The following is a 20,312-nucleotide window of genomic DNA, read 5'->3' as shown; positions in this document are numbered from 1 at the left end:
ATCAATCCTATCTTGGTTCATTGCAACTTATTTGCCCTTGGTACTCTTGACGTGGTCTTCCAGCTCTTTGAAGCTGGGCCGATCTGAGCCATCCATGGCTTTCCGGCCGAACTCCACTGCAACCTGTGGTGCGTAACCATTAAGGCTGGCCAGCAACACGGTCTTGATGGTCTGGTAAACGCGGGTCGATTCGTTCGCCTTGATCTCCAGTACTTTAGCCAAGGGACCTACAAAGCCATATGCCAACAAGATGCCGAGGAAGGTCCCGACCAGCGCATGGGCAATCAGAATACCCAACTCGGCCGGTGGCAAGCCGACGTTTTCCATGGTGTGAACCACCCCCATCACTGCCGCCACGATACCAAATGCAGGTAAACCATCGGCCAGCGTTGTCACGGCATGGGCTGGCTCCAATTCTTCATGGTGATGCCCTTCAATCTCGATATCCATCAGGTTTTCAATCTCGAATGCGTTCAGATTGCCACCTACCATCAAACGCAGGTAATCCGCTATGAACTCGACTACATGATGGTCATGCACGATGGAAGCATATTTGGAAAAAATCGGGCTGCTCTCAGGGTTTTCGACATCCCCTTCGATCGACATCAGGCCTTCCTTGCGTACCTTTGACAACAGCTCGAAATGCAAGGCGAACAAATCCATATAGAACGCCTTGTTATATGGAGAGCCCTTGAAAACCTTGGGTAAGGCCTTGAGGGTCAATTTCAGGGGCTTGCCACCATACGCCACAATAAACGCACCAAAGGCCCCACCGAAAATCATGACGACTTCCAGCGGTTGCCACAGCGCAACAAGGTGACCGCCGGCAGCTGCATAACCACCAAAAATCATGGCGCAGGCCACCACATAACCAATGATCACAAACATGTCAGTGCTTTCCTTCTGAATCCGAGCTGGCATGATGCCAGCTACAAACGTGGCGCATCAGTTTTTATGATTAAACCATTGGAGGGCGCTTGTCCAGCCGGAAATCGTTATCCAGAGCCAAATTACGGGGACTCGAAACTACTCGGCTGTATCGATGGCCGGGTAATGGCAGGCGCAAATGCACATACCCGGTCAATCAGACAGGAATGAAGCTGATACCAAGAACGCCATTCGCCACCGCCCCGGAAACGGCGTGTATTGCGAGATGGCGACGATCAATGTTCCAGCACCTTAAAACAGCGAACCTTGAGACTGCCCCAGTACCGCCTTGACGGGCGCAAAGCTACGCCGATGTACCGGGCTGGCCCCATGGGCCTGCAATGCTGTCATGTGCTCCTGGGTCGGGTACCCTTTGTGGCGGTCAAATCCATATTCCGGATACGCCTGATGCAACACCAGACACTCTGCATCCCGGGCGGTCTTGGCCAGAATGGAAGCAGCTGAAATCTCTGCGACCAAGGCATCCCCCTTGACGATGGCTCGTGCTGGCAGTGCCAGTTTAGGTACGCGATTGCCGTCAATCTGCACTTCATCCGGGGTCAATTTCAGCGATAGTGCCTGCACTGCCCGCTGCATGGCTAGCATGGTGGCATGCAGAATGTTCAACTGATCGATCTCAGCCACCTCGGCTTTGGCGATGGCCCAAGCCATAGCTTGGGCTTTGATGATCACGGCCAGTGTGTCGCGCTTGGCTTCGGTCAGTTTCTTGGAGTCTGCCAGGCCCGAAATGCCATGATCAGGCCCCAAGACCACAGCCGCCGCATACACAGCCCCAGCCAAGGGGCCACGTCCCGCTTCGTCAACACCACAAATCAACATGGACTGTTCCTTAGCCGGCAGGCGGCAGGTAATGCGCAATCGCCTCCGCAGCCCGTTCTGCGGTGTTTTGGCGCAATTGCAGGTGAATGTCAGTAAAGCGTTGCTGTAATCGATCCGTCACTCGCTGGTGATCGATCATGTTCAATAATGCCTGTGCCAGATTGGCGGGGGTTGCATCATCCTGCAGAATTTCCGGCACGATGAAATCACCCGCCAGCACGTTCGGCAAGCCGATGTAAGGCAGGTACTTACGGTTCCACATCAACTTGTAAGTCAATGACGACACTTTGTAGGTGATAACCATCGGCCGCTTCAACAAAGCAGTTTCCAACGTTGCAGTACCTGACGCCACCAACACCACATCAGCGGCAATCAATGCATCGTGGGCATGACCGAACATCACACGCAACGGGAGTTCCTGAGCTTGCAGACGATAAAGCATCATCTCAAACTGGGCACGGGTTTCTCGACTGACCAGTGGTACCAGAAACAGCACGCCTGGTAATTGCCCAGCCAATACTTTGGCTGTTTCAATGAAAGTTGCAGCCAGCGCAGCCACTTCACTTTGTCGACTGCCAGGTAGCAATGCGACCACCTTGCTGGCCAGCGGAATATCCAACTGTTCGCGCATGGCAACCTGATCAGGCACCAACGGCATTTCATCCGCCAGCGGGTGGCCAACATAACTGACTGGAATCCCCTCCTGCTGGTATAGCTGTGGCTCCATCGGAAACAACGCCAACATGTGGGATACGCAGTGCTTGATCTTTTTGATGCGCTCGCCCCGCCATGCCCAGATTGAAGGGCTGACATAGTGAATGGTCGTCACACCCGCCGCTTTCAGCTTACGTTCCAGGCCCAGATTGAAGTCTGGTGCGTCAATACCTATGAAAGCGTGTGGCCGATCAGCGAGCAACATCTCAGTCAGGTCTCGGCGAATGCGCAGAATGGCACGCAGGTTCTTCAGGACTTCCACATAGCCGTTCACAGCCAGTGTTTCCATCGAGAACATGCTTTTAAGCCCAACCCCCTGCATTTTGGGCCCACCGATACCGACAAACTCTGCTTGTGGAAAGCGGGCCTTCAAGGCCCGGATCAAGTGCGAACCGAGTAAATCGCCCGAAGCTTCACCAGCCACCAAGGCAATTTTGATTCGCGCCGAAGGAGAAAAAAGTATTTCAGGCATTTAGCGGATGATGCCGCGATCAGACCCGGCAATAAAATCAAGGAACAATTGAACGGCAGGCTCTGCTTGTGCCATGGTGGCCAACTGCACTTTTGCCTCGTCAAGCGACAAGCCCTGACGGTACAACACCTTATACGCACGTTTGATCGCCATGATGGCATCAGACGAAAATCCCCGGCGCTTCAATCCTTCAGAATTGATGCCATGTGGTGCAGCACGGTTGCCTGCAGCCGTCACATAGGGTGGCACATCCTGAGTCACAGCCGAGGTAAAGGCTGTCATGGCATGCACACCAATCTTGCAGAACTGGTGCACACTGGTAAACCCGCCCAGAAATACCCAGTCACCCACATGCACATGCCCCGCCAAGGTCGTGTTGTTGGCAAGAATGGTTTTGTCGCCGATCTGACAGTCATGGGCAATGTGCACGTAGGCCATGATCCAGTTGTCAGAACCGATGCGGGTTGCTCCGGCATCCTGCACCGTACCCAGATTGAAAGTACAGAATTCACGAATGGTATTTCGGTCACCGATTTCCAGGCGTGTGGGCTCGCCTGCATATTTCTTATCCTGCGGAGCCGCACCCAACGAAGCAAACTGGAAAATATGATTGTCACGACCAATGCTGGTGTGGCCTTCAATAACCACATGCGGACCAATCTCAGTCCCATCACCAATCGATACATTGGCACCAATCACGCTATAGGCACCGACCTTGACTCCGGCTCCCAATTGGGCGCCTGGCTCGATAATCGCGGTTGGATGGATCAACATGCTCATTTAACAGACTTCCCTACCTGCCACCATGATATCCGCCTCAGCTGCAAGCTGCTCACCCACTTTGGCTTTAGCGGAAAACTTCCAGACATTACGCGCCTGACGGACTAGGTCAACCTCAAGAATCAGTTGATCTCCCGCCGATACAGGCACCTTGAAACGTGCGTTGTCGATACCAGCGAAATAATAGATAGTGTTGCGCTGCTTTTCCTGCCCAACTGTTTGATAAGCCAGTAGGCCAGCCGCCTGGGCCAATGCCTCAATGATCAGTACACCGGGCATCACGGGCAACTCGGGGAAATGCCCGGTAAAGAAAGGTTCGTTGATGGTTACGTTTTTCAACGCCACCACACGCTTGCCAGCTTCACACTCCAGCACACGGTCCACTAACAAAAACGGGTAGCGGTGCGGCAAAGCCTTCATGATTTCATTGATGTCCATGCTGCTCATTGATGTCATTCCTCGTTCTTATTGGATAACTGGCGTTCCAGCGCTTTGACACGCGTTGCCAGTGCGTCCAGATGGCGAATATGGGCCGCGTTCTTCAGCCATTCATCACGCGGTGCCATCGGATAGTTACCGGCATAGGCGCCCGGTTTGGTAATCGATTTGCTAACCAGCGTACCGCCCGCGATGTGGACCTTGTCACAGATCTCGATATGCCCAACAAACATGGCAGCACCACCCACGGTACAATACGCACCGATACGGGTGGATCCGGCAATACCCACACATCCGGCAATGGCTGTGTGCTTACCGATGACACAGTTGTGTGCAATCTGAATCTGGTTGTCCAGTTTGGCCCCATCCTCGATGATGGTATCGGCCATGGCGCCACGGTCGATAGTGGTGTTTGCCCCGACTTCCACATCGTCGCCGATGACCACCCGACCAATTTGTGGAATCTTGAACCAATCCTGACCTGTCCAAGCCAGACCAAAGCCATCGGCGCCAATGACCGCGCCACTGTGCACGGTACAACGCTTGCCAAGCACACATCCATGATAGATAGTCACGTTGCCGTAAACACGGCTACCAGCACCAATGATCACCCCATCGCCAATCACTGCACCCGCGAAAATCTCGGTGTTATCACCCAGCACCACACCCTCACCTACTACAGCATTTGCCGCAATCGCCACATTGACGCCGAGTTGTGCAGACGCAGCTACCATCGCCGATGGATGTACACCAACAGCCAAGCGTTGCGGCGGATTGAGTAAGGACGATACCTGTGCAAAGTACAAATAGGGATCCTTTGCGACGATACGTGGTCGATCAGTAGCATCTTTCGCCGCTGCAGGCACAATGACTGCTTCAGCTTGTGTGTCTGCAAGTTGATTCCGATACTTGGGATTAGCTAAAAAAGACAGGGCGCCAACGCCTGCGCCATCCAAAGGCGCAACATATGAAATGACAATATCGTCACCGATCAGCTCGCCGCCAAATCGGGCAACCAGCTCGCTGAGACGAAACGTGGAGGTATGCATGGTGATGACTTTGTAAGAAATCAAACGCCGGCTTAACCGGCGTTTTGAATGACACAATTGACTGGGGATCACAGGGCAAGTCGAAGCTGGCCAATGACTATCCCGATCACGCAAACGACGTTTACTTGTCGCCCAATGCTTTCAATACCTTATCGGTAATATCAATACGCGGACTCATATACACCGCTTCCTGCAGGATCAGGTCATACTTTTCATTTTCTGCAATCTGCTGGATCACTCGATTGGCACGCTCCTGAATAGCCGCCATCTCCTGACTGGATCGCATATTCTGATCTTCGCGGAACTCGCGCTGTTTACGCTGAAAATCACGATTCAGATTCTCTAGATCACGCTCCTTGTTGCGTCGATCTGATTCCTTCATGGTCAGGCCATCCTTGTCCAGTGACGATTGCATATCCCGAACCTTTTTGGCCATGTCCTGTAGTTCCTGAACGCGCGGTGCAAACTCTTTTTCAAGTTGTTTCTGGGCTCGCTGGGCTGGCGCTGCTTCGCGGAAAATACGCTCGGTGTTCACAAATCCGATCTTGGTCTCTGCTGCAACCCACCCCGTCAGCAACAAGGCCACCGCACCGGCCAACACAACACGTTTCTTCAATTTCATTCTCCCTGCAAATCAATAGATCAGAATAGTGTACCAAGCTGGAATTGGAAGCGCTCGACCTTGTCATTATCCTTGGGATTGAAGGGCTTCGCCACACTGAACTTGAGCGGCCCGACCGGTGAAACCCACGCCAAGCCAATACCTGCGGAATAACGCATATCGCCAAACGAGAACTTCTGCCCAGCCGCCCAAACTGTGCCCGCATCAGCGAACACGCTCAACCGCGCCGACTTGTCACCTTTCATCCCCGGGATCGGGAACAAAATCTCGGCATTGGTCAGGAACTTACGGTTACCACCTTCTGGATCCCCGGTACAACCGGTTTCCTTCGTTTCATTGGTCAGGCAAAGCTTGGGGCCCAATGTACCATTGGCATAACCCCGGACCGAACCGATACCGCCGGCATACAAATTCTTGAAGAATGGCAACGGTTTATTGGCGTAACCGTCAGCGTACCCCACTTCGGTATTCAGCATGAAAGTGAAGGTCTTGCTCAATGGATAGAACCACTGATTCTGAGCACTGAGCGTGTAATACTTCAGGTCGCCACCCGGCATGGCATACAAAGCTTCAATCCGATGCAATGCCCCACGCGTCGGGTACAGCGCACTGTCACGTCCATCTCGTACCCAGCTGGCAGTCAGTGGCAATGTAATATAGCGTGAACCAAACTGATTGACGAAATCCACATATCGCTGAGAAGCGCCTGACAGCAGGGTCAGTTCGCTGCGATCAATACCAACACTGAAATTCAAGGTATCGTATTCAGTCAACGGCAAACCGAAACGCATACTACCGCCAGCACCTGCCGTATTGTACTGCCCCAAAGACAACTGATTAGGATCTGTTTTGCGGTAATACAGATCAAAGCCACGACTCACACCATCAGGCGTGTAATAGGGATCAACATAAGACAGCGAATACAATTTACTGGCTTTGCTGGTATTGAAACCCAATGCCAAGTATTTACCGCTACCAAATATGTTCGACTGTGAGATCGATGCCTGGAAGGTCACGCCAGAGCCTCGCGCATAGCCCACACCCGCCATGACGTTACCGGTAGGTTTCTCCTTGACGGTGACGTTGACATCAACCTGATCTGGGCTATCTGGCACCTGCGGGGTCTCGATGTTGGTGTCTTCGAAATAGCCAAGCAGGTCAACGCGCTCCTTCGAACGACGGATTTTTGCACCGTTGTACCATGCACCTTCAATCTGGCGCATCTCGCGGCGAACCACTTCATCTCGTGTCTTGGTATTACCCGTAATGTTGATATTCCGCACATAGACCCGACGTCCTGGATCCAAAAAGAAGGTAAATGCGACGGTCTGTTTTTCGCGATCCAACTCCGGCACCGCATTGACATTGGCAAATGCGTAACCATCGTTGCCGAGCCGTTCGCTAATAGCTGTCGTGCTCTCGTTGACCTGCTCGCGCGAGAACACATCACCTGGCTTGATCCGAATCAGTTTGCGAACCTCTTCCTCCGACACCAGTAGGTCGCCTCCTACCCGTATGTCACTGACGGTATATTTGCGACCTTCCGTAATATTCACGGTAATATAGATTTTCTTCTTGTCTGGGCTGATCGACACCACCGTAGAATCCACATTGAATTCAAGATACCCGCGGTTCAGATAGAAGCTGCGCAGATTCTCCAAATCCCCCGACAATTTCTGTTTGGAATACTGATTATCTTTGGTAAACCAAGACAGCCAACCACCTGTGGATTGCGAGAACAAATCCAGCAGCTCACTTTCCTTGAAGGTCTGGTTGCCAACAACGTTGATTTGGCTGATGGTGGCCACCACCCCTTCCGAGATGTCAAAATTAATGGCGACCCGATTACGCTCCAGTGGCGTGACCGTAGGTTTGATTTCCACCGAATACTTGCCTCGGCCAAAGTATTGGCGCTTCAGCTCCTGAACAGCCTGATCCAGTAAGGAACGGTCGAAAATCCGAGACTCAGCCAAGCCATTGTCCTTCAATGCCTTTTTGAGCTGGTCTTTGTCGAAATCCTTGGAGCCCTCAATATTGATCTGGAATATGGTAGGTCGCTCGTCGACGTCGACGATCAATATATCGTTATCAGCCTCTAATCTGACATCTTGAAAAAAACCTGTTGCAAACAGGGCTTTGATCGAAGCAGCGGCCTTCTCATCATCCAATTTGTCACCCACCTTGACCGGCAGATAATTGAATACCGTACCAGGCTCGGTACGCTGTACCCCTTCGACACGGATTTCTTTGATGACAAAAGGCTCGATAGCGTGGGCACTGCCGGCAAAAAGCGCGGCAACAGCCAGCGCAAGGGTCTTTATTCTCATTAGATTTAGCCCGCGAACAAGCGGTTGATGTCGTTATAAAAAGCGAGGAGCATCATACTGAGCAATAGTGCCATGCCAACCCGCTGGCCAGTTTCGACTACGCTGTCCGAGACCGGGCGGCCCCTGATAAGCTCGGCGGTATAATACATCAAATGCCCGCCGTCCAATAAGGGAATGGGAAGCAAATTCAAGACACCCAGGCTGATACTCACCCAAGCCAAAAATTCAATGAAGGTATTCAAGCCCATACGCGCAGCCTGACCAGCATAATCCGCTATGGTGACAGGCCCACTGAGATTCTTGACAGATAGCTCGCCCGTCAGCATCTTCCAGAACATCCGCAAGCTCATGACAACATTATTGCCAGTTTTACTTAATGCACGACTGAATGCTTCGACGGGGCCATAGCTGACTTCGACAAACAGTGTCTTCATGGCTTGACGGTCAGGCTCCGGGGCAACACCAATCTTGCCAACCACCACACCTTTCTCAAGCGTGGCGACAGGAACCAATGTGGTCTGTCGCACCTCGCCGTTTCGGACAAATGAAACCAAGATCGGTTCCGCAGGACTTTGGCGAACTCGTATCACTAATTGATCCCAAGATTTAAGCTGCTGATCACCCATCTGCACGATACGATCACCCACTTTAAGCCCTGCTTTTGCAGCCTCACCCTTTGGGTCAATCAAACCTAAGACCGTGGTATGACGCACCAGAGACAACCCGACCAACTGCATGACATCCTTGTCGAGATCAGTCTTACCAAAACTGGAAAAATCCAGCACGCGCATCACTCGACCATGCTGAGCGGTACGTACCTCAAATGTCACTTCTGCACGATCCACGGCCTTATTCATAACCGCCAATCGGACATCCTGCCACGTCTCGACTGACTCGCCGTTGATGGTGACAATCTCCTCACCCATCTTGAATCCCGCGCTGGCTGCGGGCGTATTCAATGGAACATCACCCAAGACCGGCTTGAACTCAGGCACGCCCACCATGAACAGGCCCCAGAACAGCACCACCGCAAGCAATAAATTGGCGACAGGTCCCGCCGCGACAACCAGAATCCGCTTCAATACAGGCTGACGATTAAAGGCGCGATCGAGCTCATATGCAGCAACGGGCCCCTCCCGCTCATCCAGCATCTTGACGTACCCTCCCAGCGGGATGGCAGCAATCGCCCACTCCGTCTGATCTTCACCGCGACGGAATGACCAAATAGGTTTGCCAAAACCAATGCAAAAACGCAGTACCTTGATGCCGCACTTTCGCGCAACCCAGTAATGGCCAAATTCGTGAAAAGTAATCAGGATACCCAGCACGACGATAAACGCCAGCAAGGTTTGAAGAAATTGCATGTGGAGACCCGTTGTTCAACAACTGAAAGGTGATTGGGTCAGATTACGGTAGTTTGGTTCGCTACTCAAGCAAACTGGCGCACTGTTTCTTTCGCCAAAGTACGCGCAACTGTATCAATTTGTAACAAATCGTCAATGGATGATACGTCTGGGCAATCCACTCGTTGCATCACCTGCTCGACAACTGGCGCAATGCAATCAAACCGCAAGGCGTGATCAAGAAAAGCAGCAACCGCCACTTCATTGGCAGCGTTCAATATCGCTGCCGCAGTCCCACCTTGATGCAATGCATCAAAAGCCAGTTTGAGGCAAGGAAAACGAGTAAGATCCGGACGCTCGAATTGCAGGGTTGCAATGGCTGCCAAATCAAGCGGTGCAACCCCAGCCCCAATTCGCTCCGGGTAAGCCAAGGCATAGGCAATTGGTGTACGCATATCAGGGTTACCCAATTGCGCCAACACTGAACCATCCACGTATGAAACAAGCGAATGAATCACGCTCTGCGGATGAATCACTACCTCAATACGCTCTGGCGGCGCATTAAACAACCAGTGCGCTTCGATGACTTCCAATCCCTTATTCATCATGGTGGCAGAATCGACCGATATCTTTCGCCCCATGACCCAATTCGGATGTGCACAGGCCTGCTCTGGCGTCACGGTCACCAATTCACTGGCTGGTGTACATCGGAATGGACCACCAGAGGCCGTGAGAAGGATTCGATCAACACCAGCTGTACCAAGGTTGCCATTATAACCTGACGGCATAGCCTGAAAAATGGCATTGTGCTCACTATCAATTGGCAACAAAGTAGCCCGATGTGCATTGACTGCATCCATGAACAAGCGGCCGGCCATGACCAGTGTTTCTTTGTTCGCCAACAGAATCCGCTTGCCAGCACGCGCAGCCGCCATTGTTGGCCCAAGCCCCGCAGCGCCGACAATTGCAGCCATTACAACATCGACCTCCGGCAGCGAGGCCAAGGTTTCCTGAGCCGCAGCACCCGCCAGTACTTCCGTTGAACTGTCCAATGCTGCCAAGCGCTCACGCAATACTAGGGCAGCGGACTCATCCAGCATGGCTGCATAACGAGGTCTGAAGACCAGACACTGATCAACCATACGATCCACATTGGAATTGGCAGTCAACGCGGTCACTTCAAACCGATCAGGATGCCGCGCGACAACATCCAGTGTATTGACACCAATCGTTCCAGTGGAACCCAACACAGTGAGTCGTTGTATAACAGACATGAATTACCCCGACCTATTGCAACATCGATACCAGTATCAGCAAAGCACTACTCACTGGCAATACCGCAAGCTGACTATCAATACGATCCAATATGCCACCGTGCCCAGGTAACAAATTGCTGCTATCTTTCAAGCCGGCCTGACGCTTGAACAGCGACTCCAGCAAATCCCCCACGACCGAAAGCGCCGTCAACAACCAAATAGCCGGAATCATGGCATAACCGCCAAATTGTGGACCAATCGGGGTATTAGCCAATATCACGCCGTAAAGCGTAACACCTATATAAGCGCCCATTACACCCTCCCAGCTCTTACCTGGACTGATCGAAGGCGCTAACTTTCGCTTGCCAAATGCTTTACCCGCAAAATAAGCCGAGGTATCCGCAACCCACGCGATCATCAATACTGCCAACAGCAACCAGTGTCCATTCGTTTGCTCGTGCCACCGCACCATCGCCAACCAGCTACCCATCAACACTAGCCAACCAACAATGCCGGCTGATTTCAACCTGGCCAAGGGCCACTTGAAATGTAACCAAGCAGGCGCTATCAAGCACCAAAAAAACAATATTGGGATCATCATGGCAAGCTGTATTACAGCTAATTGCGGCAAGGCCACACAGCCCAATCCACCTAATACTGCTGTCAGGCAGACAAAAATCGTAGTGCGACCACTTTGCCAACCACACAGCCTAGCCCACTCCCAACTGCCTAACGCACAGATAAGCAACGCGAAAATAGCCCATGCCAAGCCCTGCAGCTTGAATACCGCAAGCAGGACAATGGGCAACAGCACCAGTGCGGTCAGAATTCGGGTTTTAAGCATTGACAAGTTGTTCGCTGGTGCGGCCAAAACGCCGCTCGCGGGACTGGTAGGAGGCAATGGCTTGCTTCAAGGCCACAGTATCGAAATCCGGCCACAAAACATCAGTGAAATACAATTCAGCATAGGCTAGCTGCCAAAGCAGGAAATTACTGATTCGCTGCTCGCCGCCCGTTCTAATAAACAAATCCGGTTCAGGTGCATAGGCCATCGCCAAAAAGGGGGCCAATGCTTCCTCTGACACCACTCCGACGTCTGCACCTCGTGATTTGATCAATTCATTGGTTGCCTGCAAGATATCCCAACGACCACCATAATCCGCTGCGATAGTCAGTGTCAGGCCAGTATTATTTTCCGTATACTTTTGTGAGGCCTCAATCAGCTCGACCAGTTGCGGCTCAAAACGATCAAGGCGACCAACTATCTTGAGGCGGATATTATTATCAGACATCCGCGCCACTTCACGCTGCATGGCACGAATGAACAACTGCATCAGAAATGAAACCTCATCGGCTGGGCGGCGCCAGTTTTCACTGGAAAACGCGAACAAGGTCAGGTAATCAACCTTCAGGTCGATGCAGGCCCGAACCATTTCACGCACAGTCTCCAGACCTTTTCGATGCCCAGCTACGCGTGGCAAAAAACGCTTTTTAGCCCAACGCCCATTGCCATCCATAATCATGGCGATGTGTCGGGGTACCTTGGCTATCTCAGGGACGGTCGATGTTGAGCTGATAAAACTTGACACGTTACTTACACCGCCATCAGGTCAGCTTCTTTGGCCGCCAGCAGCTTGTCGACTTCCGCGACATACTTGTCGGTCAGTTTTTGTACATCATCCTGTGCACGGCGTTCATCATCTTCCGAAATTGCCTTGTCTTTCAACGCTCGCTTGAGCTGATCATTCGCATCACGACGAACATTACGCACTGCCACACGAGCATCTTCCGCCTCACCACGAACTACTTTGATCAGATCTTTGCGGCGTTCTTCTGTCAGCGCTGGCATTGGCACACGTACAACGTCACCCATAGAGGAAGGATTGAGACCCAAGTCAGAGTCACGAATCGCTTTTTCAATTTGTGACACCAATTTCTTCTCAAATGGGGTGACCCCAATGGTACGCGCATCCAGCAATGACATGTTTGCAAGCTGGTTGATCGGTGTTGGCGCGCCATAATAGTCGATGGTAATGTGATCCAACAGACCTGTATGAGCACGACCAGTACGGACTTTACCCAAATCGTGCTTTAGCGCCTCAATCGATTTCTGCATCTTTTGTTCGGCATTTTTTTTGATATCGGCAATCATGCCTATCTCCTTGTTCTAATTACCGTGAAACGAATCAACAATGCACCAACGTGCCTTCGTCATCCCCAAGAACAACACGCTTTAAACCGCCAGTCTTGAAGATGCTAAATACGTTAATCGACAACTTCTGGTCACGACACAGTGTAAGTGCCGTTGCATCCATGACTTTCAAATTCTTGTGAATCGCTTCATCAAAAGTAATCTTCTGATAACGAACCGCATCGGGATTCTTTTTCGGATCATCGGTATAGACACCATCGACCTTAGTGGCTTTCAACACGATATCTACATTCATTTCCATACCACGCAATGCAGCGGCAGTATCCGTCGTAAAGAAGGGGTTCCCGGTGCCGGCAGCAAATATGACCACCTTGCCCTCTTCCAAATACCGCATTGCCTTGCCGCGAATATAGGGCTCGGCCACTTGCTCAATATTCAGTGCTGACTGAACACGACTGACGACATTAATATGTCGAAATGCATCCTGTAGTGCCAGGGCATTCATAACCGTGGCCAGCATACCCATGTAATCGGCCGTGGCGCGATCCATTCCGGCCGCACCAGGCGCGACACCACGGAATATATTACCCCCGCCGATCACAACCGCCACCTGAACACCAAGATCAACAACTTCCTTGACCTCCGAGACGATGCGCTCAATCGTTGCTCGATTGATGCCGTAGCTGTCATCACCCATCAGGGCTTCACCGGACAGTTTCAACAGGATGCGTTTAAAGACAGGGGTTTTTTCCATGTTTTATACCTTAGCAGCAGCTGCAACTTCAGCAGCGAAATCAACTACCTTCTTCTCAATGCCTTCGCCAACGACAAACATTTGGAAGCGCTTGACGGAAGCCTTCTTTTCTGCAAGCAGTTTTTCAACAGTCTGATCGGGATTCTTAACAAACGGCTGACCGAGCAAAGTTACTTCTGCCAAATATTTGGTGATGCGGCCTTCTACCATTTTTGCAATGATGTCAGCGGGCTTGCCAGATTCAGCAGCTTGTGCGGCGTAGATAGTACGCTCTTTGTCTAGCAAATCGGCCGGCACCTCGTCTTTCGATACGCAGACAGGCTTGCTAGCAGCGATATGCATAGCAACATCTTTACCCAGTTGCTCGTCGCCACCAGCAAACTCAACCATGACACCAATTTTGGAACCATGCAGGTATACCGCCAACGAATCAGCAGTCTGGAAACGAACAAAGCGACGTACAGTAATGTTCTCACCAATTTTCGAGATCAGCGCCTTACGCGCTTCTTCGATGGTTTCACCCGAAGCCAACTTCACACTTGCCAATGCCTCAACATCGGCAATATCGTTAGCTGCAATAGCCTGGGCAACAGCTTTGGTCAAAGCAACGAAACCTTCATCCTTCGCAACAAAATCGGTTTCACAGTTAACTTCAACCAATGCACCGATCTTGCCATCGGCGCTAACACATTGTGCAATTGCACCTTCTGCAGCAGTACGTCCCGCAACCTTACCAGCCTTGGCACCACTCTTGATGCGCAGGATTTCTTCTGCCTTCTTGATGTCGCCTTCAGCTTCAACCAGAGCCTTCTTGCACTCCATCATGCCGAGGCCGGTTGCCTCACGCAATTCGGCTACCATTTTTGCAGTAATTTCAGCCATTTTGATCACTCCTGAGGATTTTGACCGCCCGTTCGCAAAATCAGGAACGGGCCAGTGGATGCTATAAAAAAGGGGCTGCCGCCCCTTTTTTTATTCGGCAGCTTGTTCGGCCGATTTCACTTCTACAAATTCATCGCTGGGCGCGACTTCTTTGGCGACATTGCTCCGGCCTTCCAGAATGGCATCAGCCACACCGCGTGCATACAGACGAATCGCACGGCTGGAGTCATCGTTACCAGGAATAATATAATCAACACCTTCAGGGCTGTTGTTGGTATCAACCACAGCAATTACCGGGATACCCAATTTCTTCGCCTCGGTAATGGCACCTTTCTGATATCCAACATCAATCACGAACAGTGCGTCCGGCAGCCCGTTCATGTTCTTGATACCGCCCAAGCTGCACTCTAACTTGTCAGCTTCCCGCTGCATGTCCAGCAACTCTTTCTTGGTAAACTTTTCGTTGGTTGCAGGATCAGCCAACATTGCCTGCATTTCGTGCAGGCGCTTAACCGATTGCTTAACCGTCTTGAAGTTGGTCAACATGCCGCCCAGCCAACGCTGGTCAACATAAGGCGCATTTGCACGAGACGCTTCTTCTTTTACAATTTCACGCGCCTGGCGCTTGGTACCAACAAACAGAACATTACCCTTATTGGCAGTCAGCTTGCGGATGAAGCTCATTGCCTGCTCATACATCGGCAGGGTTTTTTCCAGGTTGATAATGTGAATCTTGTTACGATGACCAAAAATGAACGGCGCCATTTTCGGATTCCAGTAACGGGTTTGGTGGCCGAAGTGAACACCGGCCTCCAGCATTTGACGCATGCTAACGGACATGAATGACTCCAATATTAAGGGTTAGACCGCCACCTACCTTGAAGCTTGCACCAACCATTGGCGCACACCCTTAAGTTCGGTAGATGTGTGATTTTAGCTATCCTGCAAAAAGCTAATTGAAGATTGTAGCATCCCGATAACATATCGCTCAAGCCCAGCATTGGGCATACCTGCTGAAAGCCCGTCAGTTCGATTGCTTGGGCGCTCCTTATCTTTTATCCTTATAGATTACACTCAAGGCCTTAATAGCATTATGTCCATCATTATCAAAAACGCCGACGACATTGCAAAAATGCGAATTGCCGGCAGACTGGCGAGCGAAGTGCTCGACTACATCACACCATTCGTCAAGGTGGGGGTCACCACGGGCGAGCTGGATCGCCTATGCCATGATTATATGGTTAATGTTCAAGGCACAATTCCAGCCCCGCTCAATTACACACCACCAGGGCACACACCCTATCCCAAATCGATCTGTACATCCATCAATCACCAAGTATGCCATGGTATTCCAGGTGATCGTGTATTGAAAAATGGTGATGTAGTCAATCTGGATATCACTGTCATCAAGGATGGTTATCACGGTGACACGAGTCGGATGTTTGAACTGGGTGAAGTTTCAATCCAGGCCAAGCGGCTAAATAAAGTGACCTATGAAGCCATGTGGCTGGGCATTGAACAAGTTGCGCCAGGTAAAACGTTGGGTGATATCGGCCATGCCATTCAGAAATTTGCCGAAGGTCAAGGTTACAGCATTGTCCGTGAGTTTTGCGGGCATGGCATTGGCAAGCAATTTCATGAAGATCCGCAAGTTGTTCATTACGGCCGCCCTAATACCGGCGTAAAACTTCAGCCAGGCATGATCTTCACCATTGAACCGATGATCAATGCAGGTAAAGCCGCTATCCGAATGATGGGGGATGGCTGGACGGTCGTAACCAAGGACCACAGTCTATCTGCACAATGGGAACATACGATATTGGTGTCTGATACTGGTTACGAAGTGCTGACACTATCCGCCGGCTCCCCCCCGAAGCCACTCTAAATCAGGGGTCTGCACATGGGCCATCAGCCTACCACTGATAATCTGACTGACATCAACAGCTGGCGCTCGCAGCTGCAACAAGTACGCGCATCCATACGTGATCAATACCTGCATAACCACGATGTGGAATGGCTGCTCAAAGCACACAGCCTGGCTATCGATGCGCTGCTGTGCAACGTATGGCACACACTAGACTTTCCAGGCGATGTTGGGCTGATTGCAGTAGGTGGTTATGGCCGTGAAGAGATTTACCCCTTCTCTGATATCGACCTCCTGATTTTACTGCCCGACCAAGTCGATGAGCCACTAACGCGCAAAGTTGAGTACTTAGTTGGGTTGTTTTGGGATATTGGTCTGGATATTGGTCACAGCGTTCGAACATTGAGCGAATGCGTGAATGAAGCTGCCAACGATCTAACCATCCAAACGACCTTACTGGAAGCCCGACCGCTAGTCTGTAAACAAGAACGATTTAAGCAATTGCGTGATGCACTTCATGCACAGCTTGTCCCACTGCGCTTTTATGAAGCGAAATTACTGGAGCAACAACAACGCCACATGCGTTTCCATGGCGTTGCTTACAACCTTGAACCCAATATCAAGGAAAGCCCTGGCGGCCTGCGCGACCTTCAAACCATCATCTGGATTGCAACTGGTGCCAACACCGGCCGAACTTGGGCAGACTTGGTACAACAAGGTGTACTCTCAGCCACGGAAGCCCGGCAGATTCTCCGCGCAGAGAAGGTATTGAAAAATCTTCGAGTTGGATTGCACTACCTAGCCAAGCGTCGTGAAGATCGACTATTGTTCGATTTGCAAAACCAAGTCGCCAGAGCAGGGGGATTTACTGACAGTACCACTCAGCGAGCCAGTGAACGATTGATGCAAACCTACTACCGGGCAGCTCGAACAGTTTTGCAACTGAATGATATCTTGGTGCAGAACTTGAAAGGCCGCATTGTTTCGGTACTGGCCCCAGTCGAAGTACTGAATGAACGTTTTTTCGCCCGCAACAATTTACTACTGGTCAGAGATCTGAAGCTGTTTGAGAAGCAACCCTCTGCGATTCTAGAAGCGTTCCTGCTCATGCAGCAACACACATCCCTTAGTGGATTGGGCGCTAAAACACTGCGAGCCCTATGGAATGCGCGCGGCAAGATCAATGCGGAATTTCGCGCCAATCCTCGAAATCAGCAACTCTTCATGGAGATCATGCGTGCACCTCGCGGGCAGACCCGCGTGCTACGCAGAATGAACCTCTATGGCATTCTGGGGCGTTACATTCCGGCATTTGGCAGAATAGTCGGCTTGATGCAGCATGACTTGTTTCACGTATACACTGTAGACGAACATATTTTGATGGTAGTGCGGAATCTGCGACGCTTTGCCATTGCCGATTTCGCACATGAATACCCTCTGTGCTCCAAACTCATCGCCGATTTTGATAAACCTGAGATCCTTTATCTGGCCGGACTGTTTCATGACATTGCCAAAGGCCGCGGTGGAGATCATTCGAGCCTTGGCATGCTGGATGCGAAGGATTTCTGCCTGCAGCATAGTCTTTCCGACGCCGATGGTAACTTGGTTGCATGGCTGGTTGGACAGCACCTCAACATGTCTTCTGTCGCACAAAAACAAGATGTATATGATCCAGAGGTAATTGATCACTTTGCAAATCAGGTTGGCACACAAAGACGGCTCACAGCACTCTATTTACTGACAGTTGCGGACATTCGCGGCACCAGCCCCAAAGTCTGGAACAACTGGAAAGCCAAATTACTGGAAGATTTATTCCACGCAACATCACGTCACCTTTCCACTGGCAATTTTAATCTTGGAACATATATCGAGGCGCGCCAAGCAGAAGCCCAAGCCTTGCTGCGATACTATGGTCTTACCACAGACGTCCACAAGGCCTTATGGAAAGAGCTGGACACTGTCTATTTCATGCGCCACGATGCGCGTGAAATTGCTTGGCACACCAGAGCACTTTATTGGCGTGTACAGGACATTGAGCCCGTCGTCAAAGCCAAGTTATCTGATGATGGAGATGGCCTGCAAATTCTGGTCTATGTGCCAGATCAACCACAGTTGTTCGCCCGCCTTTGCCATTATTTTGAGCGGGCACGGTTTAGTATTGGCGAAGCGAAAATCTACACCACCCGTCACGGCTATGCGCTGGACAGTTTTTACGTATTCATGCCTGAAAACAGTACGGATCACTACCGGGATCTGATCGCCTTGATCGAATACGAACTGACCAATCGACTACGACATCAAGCACCACTTGAGCCACCCCTTGCAGGCCGGATCAGTAGACAGTTGCGGCACTTCCCCCTTCAACCACAGATCAGCATTCGCAGTGATGACAAACAAAATTACTATGTGATGTCAGTCATTGCAGGGGACCGCCCAGGATTGCTTTCTCGAATCACAACCGTATTGACAGCATGGCAAATCAGCATTCACTCCGCTAAAATTTCCACACTAGGCGAACGAGCTGAAGATACATTTCTGATCACCGGGCCAGGATTGTGTGATAGCAAAACCATGGTACAACTGGAAGCAGATCTACTGCAGGCACTAGCCGGATAATATCAGTATTGAAATACATTCAATAAAAAGGCCGCTTTGTTGGCGGCCTTTTAACACGACAACAACATGTGTCAATTCAATAACTTGCCTTGACTGACAGTCCTGCAGTTCTCGCATCGTAACTACCATTGACTCCGGTCGAATCACGATGCTCTCGACCAAATGACAATGAGAGGGTCGAATTGCGAATCCACTCATAGTCAACACCAATCGACAGCTGGTTTTCTTTATCGATGCGCGGTTCAATGCCCAACAGATCACCGGCACCGCCAACATAACTAAGTCGCTCATACTGCCAACTCAGTCTTGCTTGCAGTTTTGGTGAAATACTCCAGCTGGGCTCAAAACGTATGCCCTTTCGAATAGCGTAACTGGAAATTGCTGATTGCTCATCACCACCAATTTCACGCCACATACTGCTTTGCAAGCCCACCTTGCCAGTTAGCTGATACTTGACACCCAAACGTCCGACATAACCCGAATAGTCTCGTGCAGAAACTTGCTGATGACTACGACTAACATGGCCAACATTGCCATGCAAGCTGGTTAATGCGGTTATTTGCCATTCGGTAGACAGATTCAGTTCATTCTGACGATATCCGTTATCAATGCCGAGGATAATACCGCCAGGCGGCAGCCAAGCCTGCTGATTCGGGTAAGTCGCCCTCAAGTGGCGCCAAGTCAATGCGACACTACTACCAGTTGCAGGTAGGTAACGGAAGCCGGTGGAATAGGAATCTACCTCATAGTCCAGAAACCGTCGGCTATCCAGCGTATGATCAGTTCGACTGCGATCAGCTCCAGCTTCAATCTGCCATTCCGGCATGAATCGATAGAAACCATTGCCACTGACACGATTCACATTAGTAACATCTCGCTGTGCTTCAGTCAGGTATTTCAGTTCCACTGGGCGTCGATTATTTGACCAAGCAAGCCGCCCACCCGCATTCGATGTCAGTCGCCAGTCCCAACCCACCTCTGCACGATGGCTCCGATAATTGAAACTACTCAAGTCCTGATAATCAACATCCTGAGCATCAAGTTGTGCATCTATCCGCTGCAAACTGAAAGGCATCCAGGCCTTGATACCGCCGGCCAGCACCCTGATACGATCAGCCCGAACATCAGTCGCGCTTCGCAATACATTCGAATCATGGGTCAGACCAATTTGTCCATAGGCCAGAAATCGATCCCCTTCATCTGGAGCTGCAATCAATCCAGACGACACCGCACTGAACGCACCACATATCAAAACACACTGAATCTTCTTCATCTC

Annotated in this window: 19 protein-coding genes; 2 read left to right on the top strand and 17 right to left on the bottom strand. The window is 51.0% G+C overall.

The features are described from left to right. Window positions 1-27: 27 nt before the first annotated feature. The 16 genes from motA to rpsB form a co-directional block, all read right to left on the bottom strand. A complete protein-coding gene (motA, locus tag FFS57_RS13580; RefSeq protein ID WP_137938349.1) occupies window positions 28-888 on the bottom strand; it encodes a flagellar motor stator protein MotA in 861 nt (286 codons plus the stop codon). 291 nt (window positions 889-1,179) lie between these two features. Next, on the bottom strand, window positions 1,180-1,767 hold the full coding sequence (gene rnhB / locus FFS57_RS13575; protein WP_137938348.1) for a ribonuclease HII: 588 nt from the start codon (window positions 1,765-1,767) through the stop codon (window positions 1,180-1,182). Window positions 1,768-1,777: 10 nt separating this feature from the next. Then, entirely contained in the window at window positions 1,778-2,953 is a 1,176-nt protein-coding gene (gene lpxB, locus FFS57_RS13570) for a lipid-A-disaccharide synthase (RefSeq protein ID WP_137938347.1), read from the bottom strand. Then, window positions 2,954-3,733 carry an acyl-ACP--UDP-N-acetylglucosamine O-acyltransferase gene (gene lpxA / locus FFS57_RS13565; protein ID WP_137938346.1) on the bottom strand — a complete coding sequence of 260 codons (780 nt, stop codon included), beginning with the start codon at window positions 3,731-3,733 and terminating at the stop codon, window positions 2,954-2,956. Further along, on the bottom strand, window positions 3,734-4,171 hold the full coding sequence (gene fabZ / locus FFS57_RS13560; protein ID WP_137938367.1) for a 3-hydroxyacyl-ACP dehydratase FabZ: 438 nt from the start codon (window positions 4,169-4,171) through the stop codon (window positions 3,734-3,736). A gap of 14 nt (window positions 4,172-4,185) precedes the next feature. After that, entirely contained in the window at window positions 4,186-5,220 is a 1,035-nt protein-coding gene (gene lpxD, locus FFS57_RS13555; RefSeq protein ID WP_137938345.1) for a UDP-3-O-(3-hydroxymyristoyl)glucosamine N-acyltransferase, read from the bottom strand. Window positions 5,221-5,341: 121 nt separating this feature from the next. After that, window positions 5,342-5,842 carry an OmpH/Skp family outer membrane protein gene (locus FFS57_RS13550; protein WP_137938344.1) on the bottom strand — a complete coding sequence of 167 codons (501 nt, stop codon included), beginning with the start codon at window positions 5,840-5,842 and terminating at the stop codon, window positions 5,342-5,344. Window positions 5,843-5,862: 20 nt separating this feature from the next. Continuing rightward, window positions 5,863-8,169: an outer membrane protein assembly factor BamA gene (bamA, locus tag FFS57_RS13545; RefSeq protein WP_137938343.1), complete on the bottom strand. Its 2,307-nt coding sequence runs from the start codon at window positions 8,167-8,169 to the stop codon at window positions 5,863-5,865. A 5-nt stretch (window positions 8,170-8,174) separates the two neighbouring features. Beyond that, window positions 8,175-9,533 (bottom strand): RIP metalloprotease RseP, encoded by a 1,359-nt coding sequence (gene rseP / locus FFS57_RS13540; RefSeq protein WP_137938342.1) that lies wholly within the window; start codon window positions 9,531-9,533, stop codon window positions 8,175-8,177. Between the two features lie 65 nt (window positions 9,534-9,598). Then, window positions 9,599-10,786, bottom strand: coding sequence for a 1-deoxy-D-xylulose-5-phosphate reductoisomerase (gene ispC, locus FFS57_RS13535; protein ID WP_137938341.1), 1,188 nt, complete (start codon window positions 10,784-10,786; stop codon window positions 9,599-9,601). Window positions 10,787-10,799: 13 nt separating this feature from the next. Then, window positions 10,800-11,612, bottom strand: coding sequence for a phosphatidate cytidylyltransferase (locus FFS57_RS13530; RefSeq protein ID WP_137938340.1), 813 nt, complete (start codon window positions 11,610-11,612; stop codon window positions 10,800-10,802). Continuing rightward, window positions 11,605-12,357 carry an undecaprenyl pyrophosphate synthase gene (gene uppS, locus FFS57_RS13525; protein WP_137938339.1) on the bottom strand — a complete coding sequence of 251 codons (753 nt, stop codon included), beginning with the start codon at window positions 12,355-12,357 and terminating at the stop codon, window positions 11,605-11,607. The genes FFS57_RS13530 and uppS overlap by 8 nt, the downstream gene beginning before the upstream one ends. A 5-nt stretch (window positions 12,358-12,362) precedes the next feature. Beyond that, the gene (gene frr, locus FFS57_RS13520; RefSeq protein WP_137938338.1) at window positions 12,363-12,920 is read right to left on the bottom strand and encodes a ribosome recycling factor; all 558 of its coding nucleotides are present in this window, start codon (window positions 12,918-12,920) and stop codon (window positions 12,363-12,365) included. A gap of 34 nt (window positions 12,921-12,954) precedes the next feature. Beyond that, on the bottom strand, window positions 12,955-13,674 hold the full coding sequence (gene pyrH / locus FFS57_RS13515) for a UMP kinase (protein WP_137938337.1): 720 nt from the start codon (window positions 13,672-13,674) through the stop codon (window positions 12,955-12,957). Window positions 13,675-13,677: 3 nt separating this feature from the next. Then, entirely contained in the window at window positions 13,678-14,556 is an 879-nt protein-coding gene (tsf, locus tag FFS57_RS13510; protein ID WP_137938336.1) for a translation elongation factor Ts, read from the bottom strand. A gap of 90 nt (window positions 14,557-14,646) precedes the next feature. Continuing rightward, a complete protein-coding gene (gene rpsB / locus FFS57_RS13505) occupies window positions 14,647-15,396 on the bottom strand; it encodes a 30S ribosomal protein S2 (RefSeq protein WP_137938335.1) in 750 nt (249 codons plus the stop codon). A gap of 253 nt (window positions 15,397-15,649) precedes the next feature. Here rpsB and map point away from each other — a divergent pair, with 253 nt between their 5' ends. Then, the gene (gene map, locus FFS57_RS13500; RefSeq protein ID WP_137938334.1) at window positions 15,650-16,441 is read left to right on the top strand and encodes a type I methionyl aminopeptidase; all 792 of its coding nucleotides are present in this window, start codon (window positions 15,650-15,652) and stop codon (window positions 16,439-16,441) included. A gap of 15 nt (window positions 16,442-16,456) precedes the next feature. Further along, window positions 16,457-19,036: a [protein-PII] uridylyltransferase gene (locus FFS57_RS13495; RefSeq protein WP_137938333.1), complete on the top strand. Its 2,580-nt coding sequence runs from the start codon at window positions 16,457-16,459 to the stop codon at window positions 19,034-19,036. A 76-nt stretch (window positions 19,037-19,112) separates the two neighbouring features. On the opposite strand, the gene epsL is transcribed toward FFS57_RS13495, so the two are convergent. Next, window positions 19,113-20,309, bottom strand: coding sequence for an XrtB/PEP-CTERM-associated polysaccharide biosynthesis outer membrane protein EpsL (gene epsL / locus FFS57_RS13490; RefSeq protein ID WP_137938332.1), 1,197 nt, complete (start codon window positions 20,307-20,309; stop codon window positions 19,113-19,115). Window positions 20,310-20,312: the final 3 nt, after the last annotated feature.

Origin of the sequence: Chitinivorax sp. B (assembly GCF_005503445.1) — a bacterium.
Lineage (GTDB): Bacteria > Pseudomonadota > Gammaproteobacteria > Burkholderiales > SCOH01 > Chitinivorax.
Note: the sequence above shows the minus strand (reverse complement) of the source record. Positions and strands in the feature narration are given on the sequence as shown.

What these genes read in the sequence shown, in the direction of transcription:
- motA (WP_137938349.1), bottom strand. Translation starts at nt 888, where the DNA reads ATGTTTGTGATCATTGGTTATGTGGTGGCCTGCGCCATGATTTTTGGT.
- rnhB (WP_137938348.1), bottom strand. Translation starts at nt 1,767, where the DNA reads ATGTTGATTTGTGGTGTTGACGAAGCGGGACGTGGCCCCTTGGCTGGG.
- lpxB (WP_137938347.1), bottom strand. Translation starts at nt 2,953, where the DNA reads ATGCCTGAAATACTTTTTTCTCCTTCGGCGCGAATCAAAATTGCCTTG.
- lpxA (WP_137938346.1), bottom strand. Translation starts at nt 3,733, where the DNA reads ATGAGCATGTTGATCCATCCAACCGCGATTATCGAGCCAGGCGCCCAA.
- fabZ (WP_137938367.1), bottom strand. Translation starts at nt 4,171, where the DNA reads ATGGACATCAATGAAATCATGAAGGCTTTGCCGCACCGCTACCCGTTT.
- lpxD (WP_137938345.1), bottom strand. Translation starts at nt 5,220, where the DNA reads ATGCATACCTCCACGTTTCGTCTCAGCGAGCTGGTTGCCCGATTTGGC.
- FFS57_RS13550 (WP_137938344.1), bottom strand. Translation starts at nt 5,842, where the DNA reads ATGAAATTGAAGAAACGTGTTGTGTTGGCCGGTGCGGTGGCCTTGTTG.
- bamA (WP_137938343.1), bottom strand. Translation starts at nt 8,169, where the DNA reads ATGAGAATAAAGACCCTTGCGCTGGCTGTTGCCGCGCTTTTTGCCGGC.
- rseP (WP_137938342.1), bottom strand. Translation starts at nt 9,533, where the DNA reads ATGCAATTTCTTCAAACCTTGCTGGCGTTTATCGTCGTGCTGGGTATC.
- ispC (WP_137938341.1), bottom strand. Translation starts at nt 10,786, where the DNA reads ATGTCTGTTATACAACGACTCACTGTGTTGGGTTCCACTGGAACGATT.
- FFS57_RS13530 (WP_137938340.1), bottom strand. Translation starts at nt 11,612, where the DNA reads ATGCTTAAAACCCGAATTCTGACCGCACTGGTGCTGTTGCCCATTGTC.
- frr (WP_137938338.1), bottom strand. Translation starts at nt 12,920, where the DNA reads ATGATTGCCGATATCAAAAAAAATGCCGAACAAAAGATGCAGAAATCG.
- pyrH (WP_137938337.1), bottom strand. Translation starts at nt 13,674, where the DNA reads ATGGAAAAAACCCCTGTCTTTAAACGCATCCTGTTGAAACTGTCCGGT.
- tsf (WP_137938336.1), bottom strand. Translation starts at nt 14,556, where the DNA reads ATGGCTGAAATTACTGCAAAAATGGTAGCCGAATTGCGTGAGGCAACC.
- rpsB (WP_137938335.1), bottom strand. Translation starts at nt 15,396, where the DNA reads ATGTCCGTTAGCATGCGTCAAATGCTGGAGGCCGGTGTTCACTTCGGC.
- map (WP_137938334.1), top strand. Translation starts at nt 15,650, where the DNA reads ATGTCCATCATTATCAAAAACGCCGACGACATTGCAAAAATGCGAATT.
- FFS57_RS13495 (WP_137938333.1), top strand. Translation starts at nt 16,457, where the DNA reads ATGGGCCATCAGCCTACCACTGATAATCTGACTGACATCAACAGCTGG.
- epsL (WP_137938332.1), bottom strand. Translation starts at nt 20,309, where the DNA reads ATGAAGAAGATTCAGTGTGTTTTGATATGTGGTGCGTTCAGTGCGGTG.